At 43.3% G+C, this 23,989-nt stretch carries 25 protein-coding genes and 1 tRNA gene; 10 read left to right on the top strand and 16 right to left on the bottom strand.

Annotated features, from left to right (window positions below; all coding sequences use genetic code 11):
- Positions 1-114 precede the first annotated feature (114 nt).
- On the top strand, positions 115-588 hold the full coding sequence (locus BQ7394_RS06215) for a toxin-antitoxin system YwqK family antitoxin (protein ID WP_075556887.1): 474 nt from the start codon (positions 115-117) through the stop codon (positions 586-588).
- A gap of 298 nt (positions 589-886) precedes the next feature.
- Here the strand turns inward: BQ7394_RS06215 and BQ7394_RS06220 are convergent, their stop codons facing one another.
- The 13 genes from BQ7394_RS06220 to BQ7394_RS06280 form a co-directional block, all read right to left on the bottom strand.
- The gene (locus BQ7394_RS06220; RefSeq protein WP_075556575.1) at positions 887-1,315 is read right to left on the bottom strand and encodes an RNA-binding S4 domain-containing protein; all 429 of its coding nucleotides are present in this window, start codon (positions 1,313-1,315) and stop codon (positions 887-889) included.
- Between the two features lie 89 nt (positions 1,316-1,404).
- Positions 1,405-1,968 carry an aminoacyl-tRNA hydrolase gene (gene pth, locus BQ7394_RS06225; protein ID WP_075556576.1) on the bottom strand — a complete coding sequence of 188 codons (564 nt, stop codon included), beginning with the start codon at positions 1,966-1,968 and terminating at the stop codon, positions 1,405-1,407.
- 115 nt (positions 1,969-2,083) lie between these two features.
- Entirely contained in the window at positions 2,084-2,671 is a 588-nt protein-coding gene (locus BQ7394_RS06230) for a 50S ribosomal protein L25/general stress protein Ctc (protein WP_075556577.1), read from the bottom strand.
- A gap of 131 nt (positions 2,672-2,802) precedes the next feature.
- Entirely contained in the window at positions 2,803-3,654 is an 852-nt protein-coding gene (locus BQ7394_RS06235) for an SDR family oxidoreductase (protein WP_075556578.1), read from the bottom strand.
- A 2-nt stretch (positions 3,655-3,656) separates the two neighbouring features.
- Complete coding sequence (locus tag BQ7394_RS06240; protein WP_075556579.1) at positions 3,657-4,883, bottom strand: NADH:flavin oxidoreductase; 1,227 nt, start codon at positions 4,881-4,883, stop codon at positions 3,657-3,659.
- 57 nt (positions 4,884-4,940) lie between these two features.
- Positions 4,941-5,702, bottom strand: coding sequence for a DUF1295 domain-containing protein (locus BQ7394_RS06245; RefSeq protein WP_075556580.1), 762 nt, complete (start codon positions 5,700-5,702; stop codon positions 4,941-4,943).
- Entirely contained in the window at positions 5,699-6,397 is a 699-nt protein-coding gene (locus BQ7394_RS06250) for a response regulator transcription factor (RefSeq protein ID WP_075556581.1), read from the bottom strand. The genes BQ7394_RS06245 and BQ7394_RS06250 overlap by 4 nt, the downstream gene beginning before the upstream one ends.
- A gap of 13 nt (positions 6,398-6,410) precedes the next feature.
- Complete coding sequence (locus BQ7394_RS06255) at positions 6,411-6,968, bottom strand: STM3941 family protein (protein ID WP_075556582.1); 558 nt, start codon at positions 6,966-6,968, stop codon at positions 6,411-6,413.
- A 6-nt stretch (positions 6,969-6,974) separates the two neighbouring features.
- Positions 6,975-7,268: a PG0541 family transporter-associated protein gene (locus BQ7394_RS06260; protein ID WP_075556583.1), complete on the bottom strand. Its 294-nt coding sequence runs from the start codon at positions 7,266-7,268 to the stop codon at positions 6,975-6,977.
- A 55-nt stretch (positions 7,269-7,323) separates the two neighbouring features.
- Positions 7,324-10,449 (bottom strand): efflux RND transporter permease subunit, encoded by a 3,126-nt coding sequence (locus tag BQ7394_RS06265; RefSeq protein WP_075556584.1) that lies wholly within the window; start codon positions 10,447-10,449, stop codon positions 7,324-7,326.
- A 13-nt stretch (positions 10,450-10,462) separates the two neighbouring features.
- The gene (locus tag BQ7394_RS06270; protein WP_075556585.1) at positions 10,463-11,485 is read right to left on the bottom strand and encodes an efflux RND transporter periplasmic adaptor subunit; all 1,023 of its coding nucleotides are present in this window, start codon (positions 11,483-11,485) and stop codon (positions 10,463-10,465) included.
- A 40-nt stretch (positions 11,486-11,525) separates the two neighbouring features.
- Positions 11,526-12,908 (bottom strand): TolC family protein, encoded by a 1,383-nt coding sequence (locus BQ7394_RS06275; RefSeq protein WP_075556586.1) that lies wholly within the window; start codon positions 12,906-12,908, stop codon positions 11,526-11,528.
- A 44-nt stretch (positions 12,909-12,952) separates the two neighbouring features.
- The gene (locus BQ7394_RS06280; RefSeq protein WP_075556587.1) at positions 12,953-13,558 is read right to left on the bottom strand and encodes a TetR/AcrR family transcriptional regulator; all 606 of its coding nucleotides are present in this window, start codon (positions 13,556-13,558) and stop codon (positions 12,953-12,955) included.
- A 234-nt stretch (positions 13,559-13,792) separates the two neighbouring features.
- Here BQ7394_RS06280 and BQ7394_RS06285 point away from each other — a divergent pair, with 234 nt between their 5' ends.
- Complete coding sequence (locus BQ7394_RS06285) at positions 13,793-14,695, top strand: helix-turn-helix domain-containing protein (RefSeq protein WP_075556588.1); 903 nt, start codon at positions 13,793-13,795, stop codon at positions 14,693-14,695.
- A gap of 8 nt (positions 14,696-14,703) precedes the next feature.
- Here the strand turns inward: BQ7394_RS06285 and BQ7394_RS06290 are convergent, their stop codons facing one another.
- Positions 14,704-15,222, bottom strand: a complete 519-nt coding sequence (locus BQ7394_RS06290) for an HdeD family acid-resistance protein (protein ID WP_075556589.1) — start codon at positions 15,220-15,222, stop codon at positions 14,704-14,706.
- 216 nt (positions 15,223-15,438) lie between these two features.
- Between BQ7394_RS06290 and BQ7394_RS06295 the strand changes: the two genes are divergently transcribed.
- The 5 genes from BQ7394_RS06295 (at position 15,439) to map (ending at position 19,385) form a co-directional block, all read left to right on the top strand.
- Complete coding sequence (locus BQ7394_RS06295; protein ID WP_075556590.1) at positions 15,439-16,464, top strand: AI-2E family transporter; 1,026 nt, start codon at positions 15,439-15,441, stop codon at positions 16,462-16,464.
- 114 nt (positions 16,465-16,578) lie between these two features.
- Positions 16,579-17,205 carry a TetR/AcrR family transcriptional regulator gene (locus BQ7394_RS06300; RefSeq protein ID WP_075556591.1) on the top strand — a complete coding sequence of 209 codons (627 nt, stop codon included), beginning with the start codon at positions 16,579-16,581 and terminating at the stop codon, positions 17,203-17,205.
- Positions 17,198-17,926 carry a T9SS type B sorting domain-containing protein gene (locus BQ7394_RS06305; RefSeq protein ID WP_075556592.1) on the top strand — a complete coding sequence of 243 codons (729 nt, stop codon included), beginning with the start codon at positions 17,198-17,200 and terminating at the stop codon, positions 17,924-17,926. Before BQ7394_RS06300 ends, BQ7394_RS06305 begins: the two co-directional genes overlap by 8 nt.
- Entirely contained in the window at positions 17,923-18,453 is a 531-nt protein-coding gene (locus tag BQ7394_RS06310; RefSeq protein ID WP_075556593.1) for a hypothetical protein, read from the top strand. Before BQ7394_RS06305 ends, BQ7394_RS06310 begins: the two co-directional genes overlap by 4 nt.
- A gap of 80 nt (positions 18,454-18,533) precedes the next feature.
- Positions 18,534-19,385: a type I methionyl aminopeptidase gene (gene map / locus BQ7394_RS06315; protein ID WP_075556594.1), complete on the top strand. Its 852-nt coding sequence runs from the start codon at positions 18,534-18,536 to the stop codon at positions 19,383-19,385.
- 61 nt (positions 19,386-19,446) lie between these two features.
- Here map and BQ7394_RS06320 read toward each other — a convergent pair whose 3' ends face one another.
- The gene (locus BQ7394_RS06320; RefSeq protein WP_075556595.1) at positions 19,447-19,770 is read right to left on the bottom strand and encodes a hypothetical protein; all 324 of its coding nucleotides are present in this window, start codon (positions 19,768-19,770) and stop codon (positions 19,447-19,449) included.
- A 356-nt stretch (positions 19,771-20,126) separates the two neighbouring features.
- Positions 20,127-20,199, bottom strand: a tRNA-Trp gene (locus BQ7394_RS06325).
- 181 nt (positions 20,200-20,380) lie between these two features.
- Here BQ7394_RS06325 and BQ7394_RS06330 point away from each other — a divergent pair.
- The 3 genes from BQ7394_RS06330 (at position 20,381) to BQ7394_RS06340 (ending at position 23,970) form a co-directional block, all read left to right on the top strand.
- The gene (locus BQ7394_RS06330) at positions 20,381-21,883 is read left to right on the top strand and encodes a glutamine synthetase family protein (RefSeq protein WP_075556596.1); all 1,503 of its coding nucleotides are present in this window, start codon (positions 20,381-20,383) and stop codon (positions 21,881-21,883) included.
- A 375-nt stretch (positions 21,884-22,258) separates the two neighbouring features.
- A complete protein-coding gene (locus BQ7394_RS06335) occupies positions 22,259-22,882 on the top strand; it encodes an RNA polymerase sigma-70 factor (protein ID WP_075556597.1) in 624 nt (207 codons plus the stop codon).
- A gap of 104 nt (positions 22,883-22,986) precedes the next feature.
- The gene (locus tag BQ7394_RS06340; RefSeq protein WP_082211673.1) at positions 22,987-23,970 is read left to right on the top strand and encodes a FecR family protein; all 984 of its coding nucleotides are present in this window, start codon (positions 22,987-22,989) and stop codon (positions 23,968-23,970) included.
- Positions 23,971-23,989: the final 19 nt, after the last annotated feature.

A 23,989-nucleotide genomic window follows, 5' to 3' on the forward strand; every position in this document is an offset into this window, starting at 1 on the left:
TTTACTTCTGTTGCTTATCGTAATTAAAAAATAATGGAGGAGGGGCCGGAATATGTAACAGTTTCCGGTACCCTTTCCCTGTATTAGGATGGTAACAATAATAAATACATGCAAATGATAAAGAAATTATTACTGACCTCTACATTGGTTGCCGGCTCTGCTCTGACTATTCATGCACAGGATCTCGTCCTCAGCGAAGGACAATATTATACGGATGCCACACAAACCACCCCATACACCGGACGTTACACCGAATTCTACGATGACGGTATGTTGAAGATGGAGTTGTTTTTGAAAGATGGACGTCCCGAAGGCACATACGTTATCTATTATCCGGACGGAAAGATTGCCGAAGTGCGTTCTTATTACCACGGTGTCTTTCACGGGGAATGGCGTACTTATAACGAAAACGGACAGTTAGTGGGGCTGGCCAGTTATAAAGATGGTCAGAAAGACGGTCCTTGGCGTATCTGGAATGAAAAGGGAGTTTTGCGCTTTGAAATGTTCTACACCAAAGGCAAGAAAAGCGGTATCTGGCGTACCTGGAATGATGAGGGAGATTTGCTGACGGAAGAGAAGCAGTTCTAGAAAAGATATGAGTCTTTTTTATGAGGCGTTGCCTCATGCCGCAGACTCTCTTTTGCCGTCGGTTTTTAACCGACGGATAGATTAAATACTCCGGCTTTGCCGGATTCCTCTGTGGGTTTTAACCCCTTTAGGTATATAATGGTATCCCTTGATTTAAAGGGACTTAAGCCCACAAAGGAAGAGACTTTGTCTCCTGTCTTTTATATCCGTCGGTTAAAAACCGACGGCAAAAGAGAGCCAGCGGCACAAGGCAACGCCTTGTAATGAGAGATAGCTCATATCTGACAATATCCAAACCTTATTCTTCCCCTTCTTCCAGACCGAAATCGAAATCAAAGTCAAATCCGTCGCCTGCCGGGTCAGTAAACTGTTCCAGTTCGCGGCGGTCTTTCTTTGTCGGGCGACCCATACCTCTGGCACGGTCTACAAAGCCGGAGATACGATTCATTTCCAGTATCTCATATTGGTCCGGAGTCGTTACATTCTCCATGTAGTCGGGAACCAGCTTGGCACCCATGCGGCGTTCTGTCAATGCCAGTACTTTGAAAGAGAAGGTGATAGGCGGTTTACGAACCTGTATCACATCACCTACCTTTATCATACGCGATGCTTTTACATTTACGCCTCCAATCATTACCCGGTTCTTTTTGCAGGCTTCGACTGCAATGGTCCGGGATTTAAAGATGCGGACAGCCCACATCCATTTATCTATTCGTACTTCGTTCATAACTTTTTCAGTTGACAGTTGACAAGTGACAGTTGGCAGTTAATTGGCGATAGGAGTGCGAAGCCTATCTGTCAACTGTCATCTGTCAACTATTTATTATTGTATTGGTTCATAGTGTTCTGTACACCAGCCAGGCAAAAGCTTTTAATGATCTCTGCTGCACGTTTCATTTTTTCGGGCATAATCTCCAACTCTTCGGGTGGGAATTTCCCCAGTACATAGTCGATCTGTCCTCCGCGGGGAAAATCGCTTCCTATACCGAAACGCAGACGACAATATTCCTGTGTGCCGAGAAGCTGCTGTATATTCTTTAATCCATTGTGACCGGCATCGCTTCCTTTGGGCTTCAAACGTAAGGTACCGAAGGGGAGAGCCAGGTCATCTACTACTACCAACAGGTTTTCGACAGGAATGTTCTCTTTTTGTAACCAGTAGCGGACTGCATTACCACTCAGGTTCATGAACGTATTCGGTTTGAGTAGTATCAGTTCGCAGTTTTTTACCCGCATCCGGGCAATCGCTCCATAGCGTTCTTCCCTAAAGGGGACGCCGGCTTCTTCGGCCAGGGCATTCACGACACGGAAACCGATATTGTGACGTGTCCCCCAATATTCAGGGCCGATATTACCGAGTCCGGTTATCAGATATTTCATAATTCTTACATTTTATAATAATAAAGGGAAGAACATTCAGCTGAATATCCTTCCCTTTTATTTCGTTATTAAAGCCGGACCTTCCTGGGAACGACCGGAAACTTTAATTGACTAATTAGTTCGCTTTAGCCTGAGCACCACGAGCGGCACGAGTCAACTGAACAGCGCAAACAACAGCGTTCTTTGCATTCATCAGTTCCAGACCTTCGAAGTGTAAAGCACCTACCTGCATAGATTTACCTAAGCCCAGGTGATCAACGTTGATAGTCAGTTTTTCAGGGATCTGAGTGTAAACAGCTTTTACTTTCAGCTTTCTCATACGCAATGTCAGCTTACCACCGGCTTTAACACCTTCAGCGTGACCAGTCAGAACAACTGGAACTTCCATAGCTACCGGTTTGTTTTCTGAAACTTCCATGAAGTCCATGTGCATGATTGCGTCAGTTACAGGCTGGAACTGGATGTCTTTAACAACAGCCATAGTTTTTGTTCCGTCGATGTTCAGTTCTACAACGAAAATTTCCGGAGAATAAACCAACTTACGTACACTATCAGTTGTGATTGTGAAGTGAGTTACTTTTTCGCCACCGTATAATACAGCAGGGATTTCCTGATTTTTACGCAAAGCTTTCAAAGCTCTTTTCTGATCGGCTGAAGTAGCAGCTACTTCTCTTCCTTTTCCTTCTAATTGGAATGTCTTCATTTTCTTAATTTTTTGTGTTACTCAAAATTAGTTTTTATGCTTCCTAATTTCCCATCACACGTACGGGGGTTAAAAGCGGTGCAAAGGTATGTTTTTTATCAATATGTTCCAACTGTCCTGTGTATATTTTTTTAATCCAGTAAATTATGGGAGCGGAGCAATGCATCCGTATCGTCCCAGAGTTTACTTTGTGCCGGATGATTCAGGATACGTTCCGACAGTTTTTTCTCTTTGCAGTTGGCATAGCAGCCGCCGCTTTTACCATTCACATCTTCCGACAAGGCAAGGTGTATGGCTGTTGCCGCTCCTTGCAGTGGGGTTTTGATGAAAGGGCGGAACAGAATATCTGTCAGCGGGTCGAACCAGGCATTCATCGTGATCATATTTGTACTAACGATACCGGGATCGGAAGCATTGACGGTGATTCCTTTTTCTTTTACCCTTTTTGCCAGTTCGCGTGTAAAGAGTAATAAGGCCAGTTTAGTATTTCCGTACACCGATATCCGGTTGAAACGTCCATTCTTCCCTTTGATGAAAAAGTCGGATTCTATTTTACCGATGGCGTAGGTGCAGGATACCGTATTGACGATGCGGGTTCCTTCATGCATCAGGGGAAGTAACAATCGGGTAAGTAGGTAGGGTCCGACATAATTCACACTGACAATCGTTTCCAATCCGTCTGTCGTTGGGCGAATGTTAGTGGTCAGGACTCCGGCATTATTCATTAACCGGCTGACCGGGTGGCCTTCCGCCAATATTTTTTGTGCGAAAGCATAAACGGATGATAAAGAGGAGAGGTCTATCTCACGAACCTCTATTTGTTCATTTCCACTTTCTTTTTTTATACGTTCGCAGACCGGGCGTGCTTTCTCTGGTTCCTTGCACGCCATGATGATCTGAAAACCGTCTTTAGCCAGTGCCAGGGTGATCTCTTGTCCCATGCCACCGTCGGCACCGGTTATAATGGCTATTCCTTTTTCCATTATTATTTATACTCCAGTTTTTCTATTTCTTTGACAATACTTTTGGGTAGATTCTGCATATGTTTGTGGCAAGCCATTTCCAGCGAATACATGCGGGCAATGCAGTAGTTACTGTGTCCGCAATCGCAACGGGCCTGCTCGTCTTCTTTCATGCGGTTGACGAATGCCGGATCGTTCAGGAGTGCACGTGCCATACTGACAAACTCGAAACCTTTTCCCAGCACTTCGTCTATCTTTTCCCGTGAGATAAGACCGCCGACATATACGAGAGGCATTTTCAGGGCTGCCCGGAACTTGAGAGCATCTTCCAGGAAATAGGCCTCTTTGAACGGTTCGGTCGGTATCATCAGGTGACCGGCCATTCTTACGCCGAGGGGTAACCAACCGGCCGGCATATAATGTGTCATTGTACGGATAGGCATGGCTCCCCGCATGACGTACATCGGGGCACGGCTTACAAATCCACCGCTGAGTATCAGGGCATGTACGCCGCATTCGTTTTGCAGGGTACGGGCCACTTCCAGTGTCTCGTCGATTTCCATTCCGCCTTTGAAACCGTCGCGCATATTCGTTTTAACCAGGACTGCCATATCGGAACCGGCCGCTTTCATTACTTCCTCCATACACATCTTCATAAAGCGCATCCGGTTTTCCAGACTTCCGCCGTATTCGTCTTTCCGGTGATTGGTATAAGGCGAAAGGAACTGGCTGATCAGGTAGCCGTGCCCGGCATGTACTTCTACAGCATCCATTCCGGCTTCGCGTGCCAGACGGACGGCCTGCCCGAATGCTTTGGCCATCGCGGCTATCTCCGATTGCTTCATGCCCCTGACAAAAGTGGGTGAATAGAGATTGAAGCCGCTCGATGCAGAAATAGGGGTACATCCGCAAATATTCTTATGAGACATGTTTCCGCAATGTCCGATCTGTATGGATGCGGCAGCCCCTTCTTTATGGATTGCATCGGTTATCTTTTTCAGTCCTGGGATGATATCGGGACGTAGCCACAACTGGCGCTCGAAAGAAAGTCCGCTCTGTGTAACGGCTGCATAAGCGAGTGTCGTCATACCGATTCCTCCGGCAGCAACGGAGATATGGTAGTTATAAAGCATTTCCGACGGGGCGTTCCCCGGGCACATACTTTCAAAGGCAGCCGCACGTATCGTACGGTTTCTGAGTGTTAACGGGCCAATTGTGGCGGGGGTGAATAGTAGAGATTCCTTGTTCATAATTGCTTGTCTGTTTTTCAGTATCTATAATATTGTATAATCAGTCAGCAAATATAATCAATATATAAATGGAATGATCCGTTTTCTGTTTCCGACCTCCTTTCCGAACATGGTTTTATATTTGTGCCAGATGGTATTGGCACGAGGCACGAGGTTCGCGAATGTCCACCAGGCGAACAAGGCACCGCTGGCACTCCAGGTCAGGATCGCAAAACCACACCACTCTACCAACTCTCCGAAATAATTGGCTGAGGTGACGTAGTTGAACATACCTCCTTTCGGAAGATAATGGTTGGTATCGCCCGGTTTACGCAGATGACGAACGATATAGTCGGAACGCCAGTTGATATACATACCAGTAAAGAAAAGGATTGTTCCGATGATAAATTGAGGAGTGCATAACCAATCGACTGAATACATACTTTCGGGGGAGAGGTGAAATATCCACATGCCTTGTATATATCCGTTCAGTAGGTTGAATACGATACCCATGATCATGATCCCGGCCGGCATCTTACTTTTTCCTTTGATTAATAGAGGGAAAATGAATGCCCGCTGTAAATAATGCAGTTCAAAGAAGAGGAAAAAGAGTAGGGGAACTGTTTCAAATTGTCGTCCGGACTGGCTCCATAATAGAAGCATGACCAGGAAAACCGGAGCTTCCATACATATCCAGGCAATCTTGTTGGGGATGGGCTTTCCCCATTTCTTATCGAACAACATGCCGTATCCGGCTTCTACAAAATAGAGGGTGATGAAAACAATGGCGGCAATCACTGCCATTGCTATCAGTAATATATTGAAATATTCGTTTGTCATTCCTGTGTAGCTTTAGTCACTAGTTTGTATCCTTTTCCATGTACGTTCTCGATCCTGATGGTCGGGTCGGCTTTCAGCAGGTGACGTAGTTTGGTGATATACACATCCATACTGCGTGCATTGAAATAACTGTCGTTTTTCCATATCCTTTGTAGTGCGGAACTTCTGTCGACCAGTTTGTTCGGGTTCTGACACAATACTTTGAGAAGGTCAGACTCTTTGGTGGTCAGTTTCTTCTCTTCTTCACCTATGGATAACGTTTGTGTATGCGTGTTGAAGGAGAAAAGGCCGAATTTGTATATAACGATCGGTTTTTGCTGATCGGAAACAGAGCGTTTCATTATAGCGTTGATGCGGGCCTGCAATACTTCCAGGCTAATAGGTTTCCGCATCAGATCGTCTGCTCCCATCTGGTAGACTTCTACAATATCTTCTTTGGTCGGAGAATTGAATAAGAAGATCAGTCGTGTTTCATTTCGTACGGCTTTGAATGCAGCGGCCAGGGTGATTTCTTCCTTATCGGCGGATACATCCATGATACAAAGGTCTGAGCCAGCGGTACAAAAGAAATCGTAGGCCTCTTCTGCCTGGGAAAATGTTTCAGTGGCATATTTATCAGTCTTCAGACATTCTTTGAATAATGCTCCCAGGTTTTCGTCTTTAGTAAAAATAAGGATCTTAAGGTGTTTGTCCATTGTAAAAAAGATTCTATGCTTCTTCGTGAGAAGCTTTATAAAGGTTATATCTTTCGAATACAGCCTGTTTTAATTCTTCGAAAGTACAATCCAACGCGCGGTTGGAAATACAAATAGGTGATCCGTAGTATTGAAGCCTTAGCTCCATGGAACGTTTTTTACTACGTGCGGGTTCACGGTCAATATATTCGTTCGGATTTTTGACCTTTAACACAATGTATTTGCGTTTCAGGTTGCTAATATCGTCCATAACTTTGATATTTTCAACATCTTTCCATAAAATAGTACCAAATCTGTTTCCGGTGGATATGTCATTAACACCTTCTTCTGAAACATAGATAGCTGTAAATTTTTCCCGTGTGAGGTAATAATAGCTTATGCAACAAAACACCGTGGTCAGCAACGAGAAAAATCCAACCAGGAGAAGGAGGAAACGTCCTTCGCCTAACTTCAGCTCGTGAGAGAGTGTAAGGGAACCTATGCCGATCAGGGCAGAGAAGAGGGTTGTAAGGAACAACCCTCTCTGCTTTTTCCTGCTCAATTTAAATGTTGTTACAGAAGGTGTATTCATGTATATTTAAATTGTTTTTTCAACATTCCATACAAACGCACGCAGACCTTGTGCTTCCGTTTGCATATCCATTTTATGTAACAGATCGAGGAAATGGTCTACTTTTTCATCGTCTACCATAGCCAGTATGGCGGAGTTCAGTGTAGGCCATGCGTGACTGCCGTAGTGGGGTTCGCCGTTTTTGCTACCGCGTCCCTGCACTTCATCCCAGTAGGTGAAGCCACGGATGTTGTTACGATCCATGACACTTAAGATCATTTCGTAATAGGCCTGATTGAATGATATGAATATAGCTTTCATTGTTCTTTCTATTTTATGTTATAACCGGGAACTCAGGGTTCCCGGTTTCTATGTTTTATAATTGTTCCAGTTGGTTTAACTTGGCGATCTTACGACGACGGCGTTTCACTCCGTTGCCGGCAAATACGCAATATACTACCGGTACGATAACCAGCGTAATCAAGGTGGAAACCGAAAGACCCCAGGCAACTGTCATACCCATCGAACGCCACATTTCAGCACCTTCACCGGTTCCGATAGCCATCGGGATCATACCCAGTACGGTAGTCAATGTAGTCATTAATACCGGACGGAGACGGGACTTACCGGCAGCTACGGCAGCTGTAAGAATACTCATACCACGTTCGCGGCACAGGATGGTGTAGTCGATCAATACGATACCGTTTTTAACAACGATACCCATCAACATGATCACACCGATCAAAGCCATTACACCCAGCGGCGTTTGTGTGATCGACAATCCGAGGATAACCCCTGTAAAGGCAAACGGAATGGAGAACATGATCACGAACGGGTCGGTCAACGATTCGAACTGGGCGGCCATCACAATGAACACGAGGATGATGATCAATACCATTAACGTTCCCAGATCCTGGAATGTATCCTGCTGGTCTTCGAATGTACCACCCAACTGCCAGCTTACTTCGCTCGGGATATCCATCTGTTTCAATTCGCCACGTACGGCAGCAACCAGGTCACTCAATGCAGCACCCTGACCTACGACGGCTGAAACAGTGATAATACGTTCACGGTTCTTACGTTCGATGGTAGGCGGTGTCATACGTTCTACTACTTTGCCGACATCGCGGATACGAACACCTTGTCCGGCATTATTGTAGATCAGGATATTCTCGATGTCCTCGATAGACTGGCGGAATTCCGGAGCATAACGTACCTTGATATCATACTCGTCACCGTCTTCGCGATATTTGGAAGCAGTAGAACCGTTGATGCGGTTACGCAGATACAAAGAAGCTGTTGCTACGTTCAGTCCGTTCATAGCCAGTTTTTCGCGGTCGAAATCCACCTGGTATTCCGGGATATAGTCTTTACGGCTGATGTTTACCTGCGAACAACCTTTCAATGCTTCCAGGCGTCTTGCCAGGTCGGCTGCCACAGCATCGGTCTTGGCAAAGTCGAAACCGTAGATTTCTATATCCACAGCATTTTCACCACCCATAGAACCCGACTGACCTCCGGCTAATACCTTATACTCTTTGATCTCCGAATATTCGGCCAGGTCTTCACGCATCATATCACAAATCTCGATAAGGCCTCTTTCACGATCACCGACACTACTCAGGTTGATGTTCATTTCGATGATGTGCGAACCGTTATCGCTCAGCTGTGCAAATGTGTTGTCCGTATCGGCCTGTCCTTCGGTGAAGTTCAGAACAAGGATTTCCGGATATTTCTCACGGAACTGTTTGTCGATACGTAGAGCCAGGTCACGTGTTATTTCCTGGCGGGTACCGATCGGTAGTTCGATAGTAATACCGATACGGGCATTATCCTGTGTCGGGAAGAACTCAGTTTTTACAGTCGGTATCAATAGCATACTACCAAAGAATACCAATGCAGCACCTGTGATAACCGTTTTGCGGTGGCGGACAGCCCAACTCAGGAAGCGTGCATAAGCTACATCCAGTGCATTCAGTGCTTTTTCGATCGGTGTGAAGAATAATACATATAAACGACCTTTCTTCGGATCGAGACGTAACAACTGGGAACAAAGCATCGGAGTCAGCGTCAAGGCACCTATGGTAGATACGATCATAATGATACTAACGATCCATCCTAACTGTTTGAAAAGGATACCGGCCATACCAGTAACCATGGTCAACGGCAGGAATACTGCCAACATGGTCAGCGTAGAAGCGATAACAGAAATAGCCACCTCATTGGTTGCATGTACTGCCGCCTGTTTCGGTTTACTTCCCCGCTCGATATGCGTCGTGACGTTTTCCAATACTACGATGGCATCATCCACCACCATACCGATTGCAATGGACAGTGAACTCAGAGAGATGATGTTCAATGTGTTTCCTGACGCCAACAAGTATGCGAAGGCGGCGATCAACGAGATCGGGATAGTCAGAATAATAATAAATGTCGCTCTCCAGCGCCCCAGGAAGATAAATACAACCAACATAACGACAATGAAGGTGATCATGATCGTTTCCTGCAAACTGTCGATCGTGTTTAAGATGTTTGTAGAAGTATCCATAATTGCCCCTAGTTGTACATCCGACGGTAAGCTAGCCTGTATCTCCGGAAGTTTCTCGTGTACCTTTTTGGCGATGTTTACCGAGTTTGCACCGGATTGTTTCTGGATAACGATCATACCCCCTTTACCTCCATTATTGAAGGTTTCCTGAGCACGTTCTTCTATATAATCATCTACCCGCGCGATGTCACGCAGATATACATTTCTGCCGTTGTTGCTTCCCACTACGAGGTCGAGCATCTGTTTGGCATTGGTAAACTCGCCCTGTACACGTAGCGTGTAGGTGTTCGAACCGATATCGATGCTACCCCCCGGAGTGTTACGGTTTTCCTGGGCGATGACTGTTGAAATGCCTTCGATAGTCAGTCCGTAAGCCTCCAGTTTGTAAGGGTCGCAATATACCTGTACCTCGCGGATCGGTGCTCCTGAGATAGATACCGCACCCACGCCGCTGATACGTGCCAGTGGGTTCGATACTTTATCGTCCAGGATCTTATATAAGGCGTTGGTACTTTCTTCTGCTGTCACGGAAAGCAACAGGATAGGAATATCGTCGGTACCAAACTTAAAGATGATCGGATTTTCTACATCATCCGGCAGCGACGACTCTACGATGTCCAGTTTATCCCGGACGTCGTTGGTCGCGACATCAATATCGGTTCCGTATTCAAATTCCAGCGTAACGATAGAGATGTTTTCGCGAGATTGTGATGTGATGTGCTTCAGGTCACTCACACTGTTCAACACGTTTTCCAATGGCTTGGATACGTTCATTTCAATATCTGTGGCACTGGCTCCGGGATAGGCCGTCATGACCATGATCATGTTGGTCTCGATCTCCGGCAGCAAGTCTACTGATAATCGGGTTAGGGAAAAAAGCCCCATAATTACCACTGCCACAAACACGAGGGCGGTGGTTACCGGCTTTTTGACCGCTGTTGCATATAAACTCATATAGTGTTATTTCTTACTTGTCAATTTCTACTTCCATTCCATTAGTCAAACGGTTCTGACCGGTTGTTACCACCTGGTCGCCGTTCTCGACACCTGATATAATTTCGTATTTGTTACCCATACGACGTCCCAGCTCTACCTTCTGGTAAGATACTTTTCCATTCTTATATACATAAATGTAGCGGTCGCCTGAACCGGACTGTTTAACGATAGCCTGGTCGGGGGTGACAACGTGATTTCTTGTACCGAAGTTCATTGTTGCACGGGCAAACATTCCCGGGCGTACGCGTTCGTCGGTATTTGCAATCTTGATCTCGACAGGGAAAGTACGGCTTGTTGCATCGATAGTCGGATAAACCAGACTCACTTTACCTTTGAATACTTCGTCGCCGTAAACATCCAACTTGATATCTACTTCATTCCCTTTCTTAACCTGGGTGAAATAGCTTTCGGAAACATTCACGAGCAGTTTGACCGGACGAATCTGTTCGACGGTAAAGATCGGATCTCCACCGCTATACATATCGCCGTTATCGTAATTACGGGCAGTCACGATACCACTGATCGGGCTTAGTAACTGGGTATTTTCCTGCAAGTTCTTGTAACTTTCACGGCTTATATCCAACTGGGTTTTCTGAGCATCCCAGGCTGATTTCGAAGCACCGCCTACTTTATATAGTTCGTCGATACGCTTGAACTCCACTTCCTGATTGTCCAACTGGACTTTGGCTTGTTTCAGGTTGTTGGCATCCATTTTGACCAATAGCTGGCCTTCTTTCACATGGTCGCCTACTTCTGCGAACAGTTTCTCAATACGGACCGGCGACTGAGGGGCTATATTATTCTTTATATTTGCTTCCACAGTGGCTGTAAATTCTGCTATCTGGTCTACATCCTGAGCTGATACCTGTTCTATTTTCACTTTCACCTTTTCATCAACGGCCTGTGTTGTTGCGTCTTTCTTCTCACCCGAGCAGGACATCAGCAAGGCTAACGTAACGAGTGGTACAACTTTCAGCATTTCACGTGTTTTCATATTGTAAACTGTTTTTATTTTTATTCTCATTGCTAGTTAATTAGTAATTTTGTTGACCCAGTACTTTCTCCAGATCTGATTTAGCTACCATATAATCGTATATGGCTTGATTGAAATTCAACTTCGATTGCGTGAGTGCCAACTCGGCATCATTCATTTCCAATAGTGTTCCGGCACCGGTGTCATATCGCTTCTGGGCGATAAGATATCCGCGGTTTGCCTGTTCCACCCCTTTTTGTGCTGCATCGAACTTCTTGATGCAAGTGTTCATATTATCCATATATTGTTTGATAGACAGTTGCAGGTTACGTTTTGTATCCTCGCGCTGCAAATCCATCTGTTGCATGGATACCTGTGTCTGTTTGATCTTATGATATTTGCTTCCTCCTGAAAAGATAGGAACGGTCAGCGTTACACCGATCATTGAATAAGGGTTCCATTGGTAGTTCTTGAACTTGAAATCATTATTCATGGACGTCCACTGGTAGAGACCGGTTAAAGACAGTGTTGGCAGATAATCGAACTTCTGCATCATCAATGTCTTTTTCAGTTGTTCGGCTTGTAAATCGATCTGTTTCAAATCCGTGTTCTCGGAAAGTGTTGTGTCGGTCGATAAAAAGTCTGCGAATAACTCGGTTTCATAGTCAACCAGCGTACCTTCGCAATCGATCTCTGTTTCCAGGTCCATTCCTAATAATGCTTTCAGTTGCCATTTAGCAAGTGTTAATGAGTTTAATGCCTGTAACATATTGGGTTCGCTGTTCTTTACAGTAACATCGGCACGGATCAGGTCGTATTCGGCAACGGTTCCCTGTTCATATTTCTTCTTGATGTCCAGATAATTCTCCATTGCGTTGTCGTAACTGTCTTTGAATACACGGTATGAATCGTTGGCCAGTAATACACTGTAGAAACTTTTCTTTACCTGGTTCACCATAGATATTTTGGATGAACGTGCTTGTTCCACCGATAGTTCGACGTCCAGAGCCGATATGCTCAGGCTCTTCCATAAAGATGCATTTACCAGCGGCATCGAAGCGTTAAATCCGAGACTCCAGTTGTTATCGCGTCCAACTTCGATCCCTTTACTCATATCCGGCACTTCTGTTCCTTCGGGAATTTCCGAACTTCCCATATCGAAGCCATCCATATACATTACCTGTTTTTTCAGTGTCCGGTTGTAGTCGGCAGCAAAGCTAATATCTGGGAACAGGGCGGCATACGAACCCTTTTGCGCATACTTTTTCTTTTCGATTTCTTTGTCTGCGACTTTTACGGTTGGGTTCTCACTCAGCGCAATCTCCAGTGCTTTACTCAGGTTCAGCTTCAGGACATCCTGTGCTTTGGCTGAAGTAAAGGCCAGAGATGGTAGCAACATCAAAACTACCCACATCATCTTTTTCCTAACTAATACTCGTTTCATTTAAACTAGATTTGATTTTGAATATAATACCTATTATAATTCTCTCACAATAAATTCTGTGATTGTTTCAATGCGTATCTGTCTAATATTGCAAGACCTTTTTCTGTACATATCCCACGTAAGAAAGTAAATAAGACGGTCTTGTAGACTTCCGATACAGAATGGTTCAGGAATGCACCTGTGGGGCGTATCATTTTGATCTGTTCTTTTGCCAGCAGAGTTACAATTTCAAAATTTATACCTTTCTGAAAGGCTCCTTCTTTTACACCTCTGGAAAAAAGCTTCATGCATTTCTTTGAAAATTCAGCTTTATTTTTTTCATTTAATTCCAGGGCCTTCGGATATCGTTTCAGATCATCATAGAATTTCCGGTTATACCACCGGGGACGCTTCATGCATTCTTCATAAAATAAGATGATCTCTTCTACAACAGAGTAGGGACCTTCTTCCAGCTCGGTCAATACCTGCTTCATCTTTTTATGATTGTATTCGATGCCTTTCACCAGAAGAGTTTCTTTATCTTCGAAGAATTCATAAATTGTGCGCTTTGATATCCCCATGTTACGGGCGATATCATCCATGCTCACACTTTTTATTCCGTGTTGCGAGAACAAGTCAAGCGCAGTCATCATTATCTGTTCTTTATTCATATATATTTTTGTATTCTCGATAATTATGTACGTTGGCAAAGGTCTGCTTAATTTAGAAAACCGAAAAGGTTTATTCCGTTACATGATTGGTTTGAAACGAAATCTTATAGGCTTTAAAGAATCTCTATCGGGCGAAATTGTGTTTGAATTGGTAAAAAATGAAACAAAAAATGTTGCAGGTATAAATAAAAGGCTATCTTTGCACTTACTACGATTGAGTAAATAAAGAAAATTATGGAAAATCTTCCTTTAATAGATTTGGCTGAGTTGAATAGGGGTATTGTTATTCGTGACAGCTTTCAGGATATTTTTTCAATAGCGGATATCGATGGAACCCGTGATATAGATGGTTCTGATGTAAATGAATATACAACTCCGATGCGCTTGGATGCGCTTCTGATGGTTTTGGCATTAGAAGGCTCGTCAGAAATTTATCTGGATTATGTACCTTATGTGTTAAAAGCAAACAGTTTCGTTATTATTATGCCTACGCATACGATGCAGTTGAACAAAGTCAGTAAGGATTTTAAAGGGAAACTGTTGGTTGTTTCAAAATATTTTCTGGATGAGTGCAATCCAGCCAAGCGTAGTCCTTCCATGGCAAACTATATGCAATTGAAGAAGAATCCATGTACCACTTTTGAACCGGAGGAAACGGAATTAATAAACGACCAGATAGAATTACTGAGAAAGAAAATAAAGAACCGCTCTCATTTCTTCCAGAAAGAGGTGATGCAAAATGCCTTTGTCGGTTTTCTATTGGAGATAGCCAATATCCTGATGGGTAAAAAAGACGGAATGTTGGTGCCGGCCCTTTCACGTAAAGAGGAGCTTTTTGAACAATTCCTGCAGTTATTGTTTGAACATTGCAAAGAACAGCATGTGGTAACATTTTATGCAGAGAAACTGTTTATCACTCCTCAGTATCTGTCTCTTATCTTAAAAGAACTGACCGGAAAATCAGCGAATAAGTGGATCGACGATGCTTTGATCGTGGAAGCGAAGATTCTGTTGAAAGCTCCGCAGGCAACTGTACAGCAAGTCGCAGATATTCTGCATTTTTCCGATCAGTCGACATTTGGGAAATTCTTTAAAAAGCATATGGGTATTTCCCCGATGGAATATCGTAAGTCGTAACCTTCGGTTTATCTTTGGCGGAACTTGTACCAGTTCAATAATTCTATGACTCCATAGAAAATACTGGCGACGCCAAAGATGACAAATGTATTTGCCGCTGCTCCAAACGGGTAAGCGATGATCATGATGCCGGTCAATAAGATAAGTGCTGGCATTACATAAAAGCCGAACGGCACGATATTCCACTTACGTGCCGAAACCAGCATTATGATTTGCTGGACTCCGGCTATAACCAGTAAAGCTCCCAGTATATACATTAATATATTCACAAAAAACGCCGGCATAATCACCAGCCATGCTCCGAATAGAATACTTCCGGCGCCATCGATAGGGAACATCGGTGAAGGTTCTCCCTTTACTTTTTCCCGTGTAAAGTAACTGAGTAAAGAAAAGATCCCGGGTAGTATAAAACAGATACCTATGGCGATAACCAGATAGGTGACTGCGGCTTCCGGCCATAAAACCAGTACGAATCCTAATATCATAGCAAAAGCACTGCGCAGAATTGAATTGTTTACTTTTTTCATCTGAATATATTTTTAGTCGTTCTTTTAATATATAACAACGAAGGTACGGTATTTTCTTTGTTAAATATAACAGGCATAAAGTTATAATTAAAATGACTTAATCTTAACAACTGTGCTGATAAATTTGTTTTATTAGAAAGGATAGGAATCACGATCGGAAACATTTGTGATCAGCCGTTGTTATTAATGAGGTTAAACATTCTATTATAAACGAATATGAGCTTGAAAGAATCGTACTGGAAGTATTCCCTAATTACAATCATCCTGGTCATGGGGATAATACTTTTTATTGAATTTATGCCATTCCTGGGAGGGATACTCGGAGCATTCACCATCTATATATTGCTAAGAAAACAGATGCTGCATCTTACGGAAAAGAAACATCTGAACCGCAGCCTGGTAGCTATACTTCTATTACTCGAAACTATTTTATGTTTTCTGATCCCTCTCTCTCTGGCCGTATGGTTGTTTATCAATAAATTACAGACGATCAATCTCGATCCGACCGTACTGGTCAGCAGTTTTGAGCATATTGCTGATATTGTCCGTCAGAAAGTAGGATATAATATATTGGATAAAGGCAATATCGCATCGATCGTCTCCGTACTACCTAAGATCGGACAGGCGTTGATGGGAGGTATCAGCGGTTTTGCTATCAATGTAGCCGTACTGGTGTTGATACTTTATTTTATGTTGATCGGTGGCAGCCAGATGGAAGCTTATATTTATGACATCCTGCCTTTCAACGAAAGAAATAAGAAAGAAGTCCTGAAAGAGATCAATATGATCGTAACATCCAATGCAATAGGTATTCCTTTGCTGGCTATTATCCAGGGACTGATCGCCATGCTGGGCTATTGGATATTTAATGCACCGAGTGCTTTCCTTTTCGGGTTTCTGACCTGCTTTGCAACTATAATTCCTGTTGTCGGAACCGCTATTGTCTGGCTTCCCCTTGTCGTATATATGGCATTGACCGGTGATTGGGTAAATGGGTTGGGATTGGCCGCCTATGCACTGATCGTGATTACGAACGTAGATAACCTGATCCGTTTTATGTTACAGAAGAAAATGGCGGATATACATCCCTTGGTAACTATTTTCGGTGTCATCATCGGTCTGTCCTTATTCGGATTTATGGGAGTGATCTTCGGACCGCTTCTAATCTCGGTTTTCATGCTTTGCTTCAATATGTTCAAGAAAGAATATTTGCATAGCAAGAATGACACACCGACCGGTTAATCCTATTCATATTTCTTCCTGATCTCTTAATAAAGCAAAAAAAGAGAACTTCCTTATCCATGTTACCGATGGGTAACTTACTTTTGTGACCAGTTGGTAACAAAGTAATAACATATGGAAAAAGAAGAAGTTATAGTAAAACCAAGTAAAAACAGGGAGTTGACAGAGCTTGCCTTGTTGAACGCTGTCAATACCCTGATAGAGGATGAGGGTTTCGAGAATTTAGGCGTCAATGCGGTAGCTGCCAAAGCCGGAGTTTCAAAGATGCTGATATATCGTTATTTTGACTCGCTGGACGGATTGATCGCTGCTTATATCCAGAAATATGACTACTGGATCAACCTGGAGCCGGAACTGCCGGATACGGAACACCTGGGAGATTTTATAAAGGATCTTTTCCGTAATCAAATCAGGATGCTCCGTAGTGACTATACTTTACGGCGATTATATCGTTGGGAACTTTCCGCAAAGAACAAGGTGATAAAAGAATTGAGGGAAAGACGGGAAGCCAAAGGTATGTGGCTGGTCGGTGCCGTAAGCCGGTTGACAAACAGGCCGGAGTCGGAAATATCGATCATGGCGACAATCCTTTCAGCTTCTATCAGTTACCTAGTGCTGTTGGAAGAGACTTGTCCGGTATATAACGGCATCAAGTTACAGTCTGAAGACGGTTGGGAACAACTGGAGAATGGCCTGGACAAAATAATAGATAACTGGATAAATAACGGAAACCATGAATAAAACAACCATCCTGGCAGGTCTCGGAGCCGTTCTATTAACCTGCTGCTCCTGCAATAACGATTTAGTGGAATATGAGAACAACGATCTGAAGATAACGGTCGAGAAAGGAGACTCCTGGCTACACGACTTTCCTTTGTTCCTGGGCATAAGTAAAAAGAATCCCCCGCAGATCGCTATCTGGTTGGAAGATACGAAAGGAAATTATCTTTCCACCGTATATGTCACCCATAAGATAGCCACGCAAACCTGGCTGGCATCCGGTAAGAACAGAAGAAAAGAGGCTCTGCCGCATTGGTGCTATTCCCGTGGAGTGGAATATGAAGACGGTCTTTATCTGCCGACAAAGAAATCTCCCTTTATCGACGGTCTGACCGGTGCAACTCCCCATTCGGGCTTTGATGTAAAGCTACATCCCGGCAATGAACTTAAACAATTCAGAGTCAAAATAGAGATCAACCACTCTACCGACTTTAACGACAACTATCCGAAGTCGGCAAAAGAAGGAGACAGCAACTACTCCGGAGGAAAAGAGGGAAGTGGACAACCAGCCGTTATTTATGCAATAGATATAGACCTGGCATCCGACCGGAAAAAATATACCGCAGAACTGATCGGTCATAGCTCGACAGACGGTAGCGACGGAGCGATCTATCCGGAAACCTCTTCTCTCACTACCGCCTTACAGATCATTAAACAGATAACAATAATAGTACAGCCATGAAACCATTCATATTCATCAGCCTTTTGCTGTTAGTCCCTTTTCTATTGAAGGGACAGGAGAAAAACAAGCCGGTCTGTTATCAGGTAACAGTCGGTACGGGCATCCCCATGAGCTCTCCTTCTACGGTTCCGTTCTCTTTGCAGGGAGAAATCCTGTATGCATTCAACAGCCGTTTGATGGTTGGGGCCGGAACAGGATTTTCACTTTATGATAAAGAAGTCCTGATTCCGTTGTTTGCCGGTATACGGTATAATCTTATAAAACCGGCCCGGTTCACTCCTTATCTGGATTGTAGTGCTGGATATTCTTTTGCCCCTTCGGGAGATGTGAACGGCGGCTTTTTTCTTTCACCGGCCATAGGTGTGCAAACCTCCTTGTTTTCAAAGTGTACGGTTTTACTGGCTTTGGGATATGAGTTGCAGGAACTGGACCGTCTGAAAGAATACACAACCTCCTCTTTCGTCTCTTCCTATCAGGAATCCCTGAGCCATCATAGCCTTTCCTTAAAGGTTGGAGTCGTTTTTTGAACTTTATTAAACTCATTTTCTCTTCTGTAAAAGAAAACAAACGTACCTTTGTTTCTTCTAAACGATAAAAGTAAAGACGTATGAGAAGAAGAAATAATTGGCAGATCATCAAAGGCCAGCCACTAACGGAATTCGATAAAAAGATACTCTATCTCCAGAATAAAGGTCATTTGGTTCCTTCCCGAAAACTGATTAAAACAGAAGAACAGATCGAAGGCATTCGTAGAAGCGGAGTCGTAAACTCTGGTATCCTTGATTTGGTTGCAAAAGAGATCAAGGCAGGAATGTCGACAGCCCAGATCGATAAGCTGGTGTACGATTATACGACGGATCACGGTGCTATTCCGGCTCCGTTGAACTTTGAAGGCTTTCCGAAGAGCGTATGTACTTCGATCAATGAAGTCGTTTGTCATGGTATCCCCAGCGAAAAGGAGATACTGAAGGAAGGTGATATTATCAACGTAGATGTATCTACCATCCTGGACGGTTATTTTTCGGATGCATCCCGTATGTTTATGATCGGTAAAGTTTCTCCGGGGAAAGAGAAGCTGGTTCGTGTGGCGAAGGAATGTCTGGAAGTCGGCATGGAGGCAGCCAGGCCTTTTGGTTATGTCGGCGATATCGGACATGCCGTTCAGAAGCATGCCGAGAAGAATGGTTTTTCGGTGGTTCGCGACTTATGCGGTCATGGTGTCGGATTGGAATTCCATGAAGAGCCGGAAGTGGCTCATTTCGGTCGTAAGGGAACGGGGATGCTTTTGGTTCCGGGCATGGTTTTTACCATCGAGCCGATGATCAATATGGGAACTTATCGCGTTTACATCGCCGAAGAGGATGGATGGACCGTAATAACAGACGACGAACTTCCTTCTGCACAGTGGGAACATACCTTTGTGATGCGGGAGGACGGCCTGGAAATATTATCTGACTGAATATTGCAGCAGGTTCAGTCTTTTTCATTAGCTGAACCTGCCGGCTCTTTTTGCACCAATATTATTTATCCGAACAATTATCCTTGCATTTGTTAGGTTGTAAATAATCCCATTCCTGAAGTTTCCCGTCAAGCAGTCGAAGTTGATAAATGCCATCCTGAAAATCTGGAAATCCGAGTGTTTCCCGGTAACCATTAGCCGTTTGTTTGACTTCCAGTCTTTTATAGGTACTCCCCATAATGTTTATAATCTCCAGTTTGCTCATTCCCAGTTCTAGTTTCTGAATGTTTTTATCTGCCGCCACAGCATTGGAGTAAGTAGCCCCACAAGAAGTTAACAGGCAAATCGTACCTCCCAGTAATAGTGTATATTTAATTATATTCATAGTACGCTTGTTTTTATCCGTTGATTTTTAGCTAGTGATAAACTACGTGCAATATACGATTATTACTCGATACTAATCATAGGATAACTAATCTTTTATAATTTCTCATCACGATTAAAAACATTTTTCCTGCCGACATATTCTTTGTTCGACCTTCGTCGGATAACTGTTCGACAAGGGTGGGACAGCTGTCTGAGCCAGGTCGAACAGCTGTCCCACGAGTGTCAAACAAAGATTTCATCGGCACTAATGTAAAAAAACATGCCGTTGTAAAAACAATAAGAAGGGGTATGGATGATTTCTGTTCGGGAAGGAATAAAAAAAGGCAACACATCCGATGAATGTATTGCCTTGTGCACGGAAGGAGAGGCTCGAACTCCCGACACCTGGTTTTGGAGACCAGTGCTCTACCAACTGAGCTACTTCCGTATTGCGGGTGCAAAGGTAGCTTTTTGTTTTTAATATGCAAGGCTTTTTGAAGAAAAGTGAAAATAATAATTTTCTTGTATGATAAAATTCAAGGAAAACAGGGCAGTCGAAGTTTCTTTTTCTATCTTTGGGAACGATAGAATTGATAGTTAAATCTATACTGTAAAACAATCAACGAAGCATGAAAAACGAATTAGAAATGAACTCCAACCTTTTGGTTGAGTTTCTGCAAAAACCTTCTTCCCAATTTACAAAAGCGGACATTATTTCTTTCATCCGCGAGAAGGGAATCAAAATGGTAAACTTTATGTATCCGGCAGGCGATGGCCGGTTGAAGACATTGAATTTTGTTATAAATAACGCTGCCTACCTCGATGCAATTCTAACCTGTGGCGAACGTGTGGACGGTTCGAGCCTGTTCTCTTTCATCGAAGCCGGTAGCAGCGACCTGTATGTGATCCCTCGTTTCCGAACGGCTTTTGTCGATCCTTTTGCCGAATTACCGACAGTCAGTATGCTCTGCTCTTTCTTCAATAAGGACGGGGAGCCGTTAGAAAGCTCACCGGAATATACTTTGCATAAAGCAAGTAAAGCTTTTACCGAAGTGACCGGAATGGAGTTTGAAGCCATGGGTGAACTAGAATATTATGTAATAGCAGAGGAAGAAGAACTGTTTCCGGCAACCGACCAACGAGGTTATCATGAATCCGGGCCTTTTGCCAAGTTCAACGAGTTCCGCACCCAGTGTATGCACTATATCTCACAGGCAGGCGGACAGATCAAATATGGTCATTCCGAAGTAGGTAATTTTACCTTGAACGGGAAAATATACGAACAGAATGAAATAGAGTTTCTTCCGACAAGGGTGGAGGATGCTGCCGACCAGCTTGTTATTGCCAAATGGGTTATTCGTAACCTGGCTTACAGTTATGGATTGGATATTACTTTCGCTCCGAAGATTACGGTAGGAAAGGCCGGTTCCGGTCTGCATATCCACATGCGCATCATGAAAGAAGGTCAAAACCAGATGCTGAAAGACGGGGTATTGTCTGAAACAGCCCGTAAGGCGATTGCCGGTATGATGCAGTTGGCATCTTCCATTACTGCTTTCGGAAACACGAATCCGACTTCTTACTTCCGTTTGGTTCCTCACCAGGAAGCTCCTACGAATATCTGTTGGGGTGATCGTAACCGTTCCGTATTGGTTCGTGTTCCGCTGGGTTGGGCTGCAAAGAAAGATATGTGTTCACTCGCTAACCCGTTGGAACAGGATAGCCATTACGACACGACACAGAAGCAAACCGTAGAGATGCGTTCGCCGGATGGTTCGGCCGACCTGTATCAGCTGCTTGCCGGATTGGCGGTTGCCTGCCGTTATGGTTTTGAAATAGAGAATGCCTTGGAGATTGCAGAAAAGACGTATGTCAACGTCAATATTCATCAGGAAGAAAATAAAGACCGCTTAAGTACATTAGATCAATTACCCGACAGTTGTGCCGCTTCAGCCGAACGTTTGCTGAAACAACGGGCAATCTTTGAAAAGTACAATGTATTTAGTCCGAGTATGATCGACGGCATCATTAAAAAGTTGCAATCATATAACGACTTCTCCTTGCGGGATGACCTGAAGAGTGATCCGGAAGGAATGATTCGCTTGGTGAATACGTATTTCCATTGCGGATAATATAGAAAAATGTGTGAAACATTTTTTAGTTGACAGATGACAGTTGACAAGTGACACTTGTCAACTGTCATCTGAAATAATTCTGTCTATATGAAAAGGACCTTGTTTTTTTACATTTGGAATACTCTTTTTATCGGTGTTATTGGGTAGTTATGGGCAGGACAAGCAAGATTCTCTGCATGTGCTCTTTATAGGGAATAGCCATACTCATTTATTCTGCACGATCTCAGACAAAGGAAAACCCCGGATGTCCTTCGGAACAGGCTGAATCTATTTAGCAAGTGTCCCAACAAACGGTACTTAATAATTTGAAGTTACTGAATATTGAAAAGTAAATAGTGAGTAACAATATAAGGTCTCTTGAATTATTTTATTATGTTTGTTGCGGAAAAGAAAAGGAAATTGAGCAGCAAAACGATAGATATAAAGAACTTGCTTACCCTGTTGTCTGAAGATAACAGGTTGGCTTTTAATTTGTTTTATGATCTGTATTACGATCAGGTTTTTCGTTTTGCTTACTATTTTCTGAAAGATACTGAAGCCTGCCGTGAGGTGGTAGCCGATGCCTTTTTCTCTGTCTGGCAATCCCGCTTAAAATTGAAAGAGATTGGAAATATCAAAACGTATCTGTTTATTGTTGTACGGAATGAATCTACCCGTTATTTGACACGGGTATCGAGGGATCGTTTTGTCTCGTTGGAAGAGGCTAAGCTTCAATTGGAAGTCAAAGGCGGAATATCTCCGGAAGATGAATTGCTGACAGCCGAAATAGATAACCTGTTGAATCAGGTAATCAATAGTTTGCCCGAAAAATGCCGTATGATTTTTTTGCTGGCCAGACAGGAAGGACTGAAACCGAAAGAGATAGCCGAAAGATTGTCGATCAATGAAAGTACGGTCCGTGTACAAATGAAAATCGCGATTGATAAGATTGTAACTAGCCTGAAACCTCATTTCCCGGATATTACATTTGCTCTATTTCTTACCTATATTGCTTGACAGCAGTTCTTTACTACTTGTTGAAGAAAAAAATATCAAAAAAGTTACTTTTCCTTTAAACGAAATTAGCTCTTACCTCCTCCTTAGAGTAATAGGAGGTAAATATGGAAGAATCAAAAAATAACATAGATCGTATTAATGACGAGTTACTGAATGAGTTATCAGTAGGGGATCAGGAATGTTTAGACAAATGGTCGACGGAGCATCCCGATCATGCGAAATTACTCGGATTACTTAATGGTATCGAGCTATCTCCCTCTGTGATTGCTAAAGGAGAAGATATGCGAAGGGGGATTCTAACTCAGTTAAACCGAAAAATAGATGGTGCTATTCGTCGCAGACTTTGGTTGAAGATTGTTTCGGCTGCGGCTTCAATCGCTGTTTTGCTGGGAATAACCGGATATTTTTCTTTCCAGCAGGGGTATAAGGAACTGAACAGCCAGCCGATAGAATTGGCCAATCCTTTGGGAATGAAGTCTACCGTTACATTACCGGATGGGAGTAAGGTTATTTTGAATGCTGGTACCAAGTTATGCTATCCAACAGCCTTTGTTTCTAAAAATAGAGTGGTGACGGTTTCTGGAGAGGCTTTTTTTGAAGTCGTTTCAGATCCTTCCCGCCCATTTATTGTAAAAGCGGAAGATGTGAATGTACAGGTGTTTGGCACTAAATTCAATGTGAAAGCTTATGAAGAAGAGAATTCCATAGAAGTTACTTTGACTGAAGGAAAAGTCGGAGTCCGGCTGGAAAATCAAATGAATGTTTTGCAGTTGACCCCGGGACAGCAAATCAGTTATGATAAAGTAAATAAACGTATATCAAAGCGGGATGTGAATTTGAATTATTATACTTCATGGAGAGAGGGTAAATATTACTTCAATAGTATGACTTTCGAGAATATAGCCCGTCAGTTGGAGAGAAGTTTCAATGTCGATATCCATATTGCATCCGACGAATTGAAAAATATTATTATCACGGGAGATTTTATCCGTGGCGAAAACCTGGAACAGATCATGCGGGTTATGACTGCCGATAAACGTATGAAATATATGATAGACGGCGACCAGGTCTACATATCTGAGAAATAAAATAATGTATTAACAATAA

Source organism: Parabacteroides timonensis (assembly GCF_900128505.1).
Taxonomy (GTDB): domain Bacteria; phylum Bacteroidota; class Bacteroidia; order Bacteroidales; family Tannerellaceae; genus Parabacteroides; species Parabacteroides timonensis.

Bases quoted from the DNA above. Each gene is read 5' to 3' on its own strand.
- pth (WP_075556576.1), bottom strand. From the start codon at position 1,968: ATGAAATATCTGATAACCGGACTCGGTAATATCGGCCCTGAATATTGG.
- BQ7394_RS06250 (WP_075556581.1), bottom strand. From the start codon at position 6,397: ATGGACAAACACCTTAAGATCCTTATTTTTACTAAAGACGAAAACCTG.
- BQ7394_RS06215 (WP_075556887.1), top strand. From the start codon at position 115: ATGATAAAGAAATTATTACTGACCTCTACATTGGTTGCCGGCTCTGCT.
- BQ7394_RS06245 (WP_075556580.1), bottom strand. From the start codon at position 5,702: ATGACAAACGAATATTTCAATATATTACTGATAGCAATGGCAGTGATT.
- BQ7394_RS06335 (WP_075556597.1), top strand. From the start codon at position 22,259: ATGTTTGTTGCGGAAAAGAAAAGGAAATTGAGCAGCAAAACGATAGAT.
- BQ7394_RS06330 (WP_075556596.1), top strand. From the start codon at position 20,381: ATGAAAAACGAATTAGAAATGAACTCCAACCTTTTGGTTGAGTTTCTG.
- BQ7394_RS06240 (WP_075556579.1), bottom strand. From the start codon at position 4,883: ATGAACAAGGAATCTCTACTATTCACCCCCGCCACAATTGGCCCGTTA.
- BQ7394_RS06265 (WP_075556584.1), bottom strand. From the start codon at position 10,449: ATGAGTTTATATGCAACAGCGGTCAAAAAGCCGGTAACCACCGCCCTC.
- BQ7394_RS06285 (WP_075556588.1), top strand. From the start codon at position 13,793: ATGGAAAATCTTCCTTTAATAGATTTGGCTGAGTTGAATAGGGGTATT.
- BQ7394_RS06235 (WP_075556578.1), bottom strand. From the start codon at position 3,654: ATGGAAAAAGGAATAGCCATTATAACCGGTGCCGACGGTGGCATGGGA.
- BQ7394_RS06220 (WP_075556575.1), bottom strand. From the start codon at position 1,315: ATGAACGAAGTACGAATAGATAAATGGATGTGGGCTGTCCGCATCTTT.
- BQ7394_RS06255 (WP_075556582.1), bottom strand. From the start codon at position 6,968: ATGAATACACCTTCTGTAACAACATTTAAATTGAGCAGGAAAAAGCAG.
- BQ7394_RS06340 (WP_082211673.1), top strand. From the start codon at position 22,987: ATGGAAGAATCAAAAAATAACATAGATCGTATTAATGACGAGTTACTG.
- BQ7394_RS06320 (WP_075556595.1), bottom strand. From the start codon at position 19,770: ATGAATATAATTAAATATACACTATTACTGGGAGGTACGATTTGCCTG.
- BQ7394_RS06290 (WP_075556589.1), bottom strand. From the start codon at position 15,222: ATGAAAAAAGTAAACAATTCAATTCTGCGCAGTGCTTTTGCTATGATA.
- BQ7394_RS06295 (WP_075556590.1), top strand. From the start codon at position 15,439: ATGAGCTTGAAAGAATCGTACTGGAAGTATTCCCTAATTACAATCATC.
- BQ7394_RS06310 (WP_075556593.1), top strand. From the start codon at position 17,923: ATGAAACCATTCATATTCATCAGCCTTTTGCTGTTAGTCCCTTTTCTA.
- map (WP_075556594.1), top strand. From the start codon at position 18,534: ATGAGAAGAAGAAATAATTGGCAGATCATCAAAGGCCAGCCACTAACG.
- BQ7394_RS06260 (WP_075556583.1), bottom strand. From the start codon at position 7,268: ATGAAAGCTATATTCATATCATTCAATCAGGCCTATTACGAAATGATC.
- BQ7394_RS06230 (WP_075556577.1), bottom strand. From the start codon at position 2,671: ATGAAGACATTCCAATTAGAAGGAAAAGGAAGAGAAGTAGCTGCTACT.
- BQ7394_RS06270 (WP_075556585.1), bottom strand. From the start codon at position 11,485: ATGAAAACACGTGAAATGCTGAAAGTTGTACCACTCGTTACGTTAGCC.
- BQ7394_RS06300 (WP_075556591.1), top strand. From the start codon at position 16,579: ATGGAAAAAGAAGAAGTTATAGTAAAACCAAGTAAAAACAGGGAGTTG.
- BQ7394_RS06280 (WP_075556587.1), bottom strand. From the start codon at position 13,558: ATGAATAAAGAACAGATAATGATGACTGCGCTTGACTTGTTCTCGCAA.
- BQ7394_RS06305 (WP_075556592.1), top strand. From the start codon at position 17,198: ATGAATAAAACAACCATCCTGGCAGGTCTCGGAGCCGTTCTATTAACC.
- BQ7394_RS06275 (WP_075556586.1), bottom strand. From the start codon at position 12,908: ATGAAACGAGTATTAGTTAGGAAAAAGATGATGTGGGTAGTTTTGATG.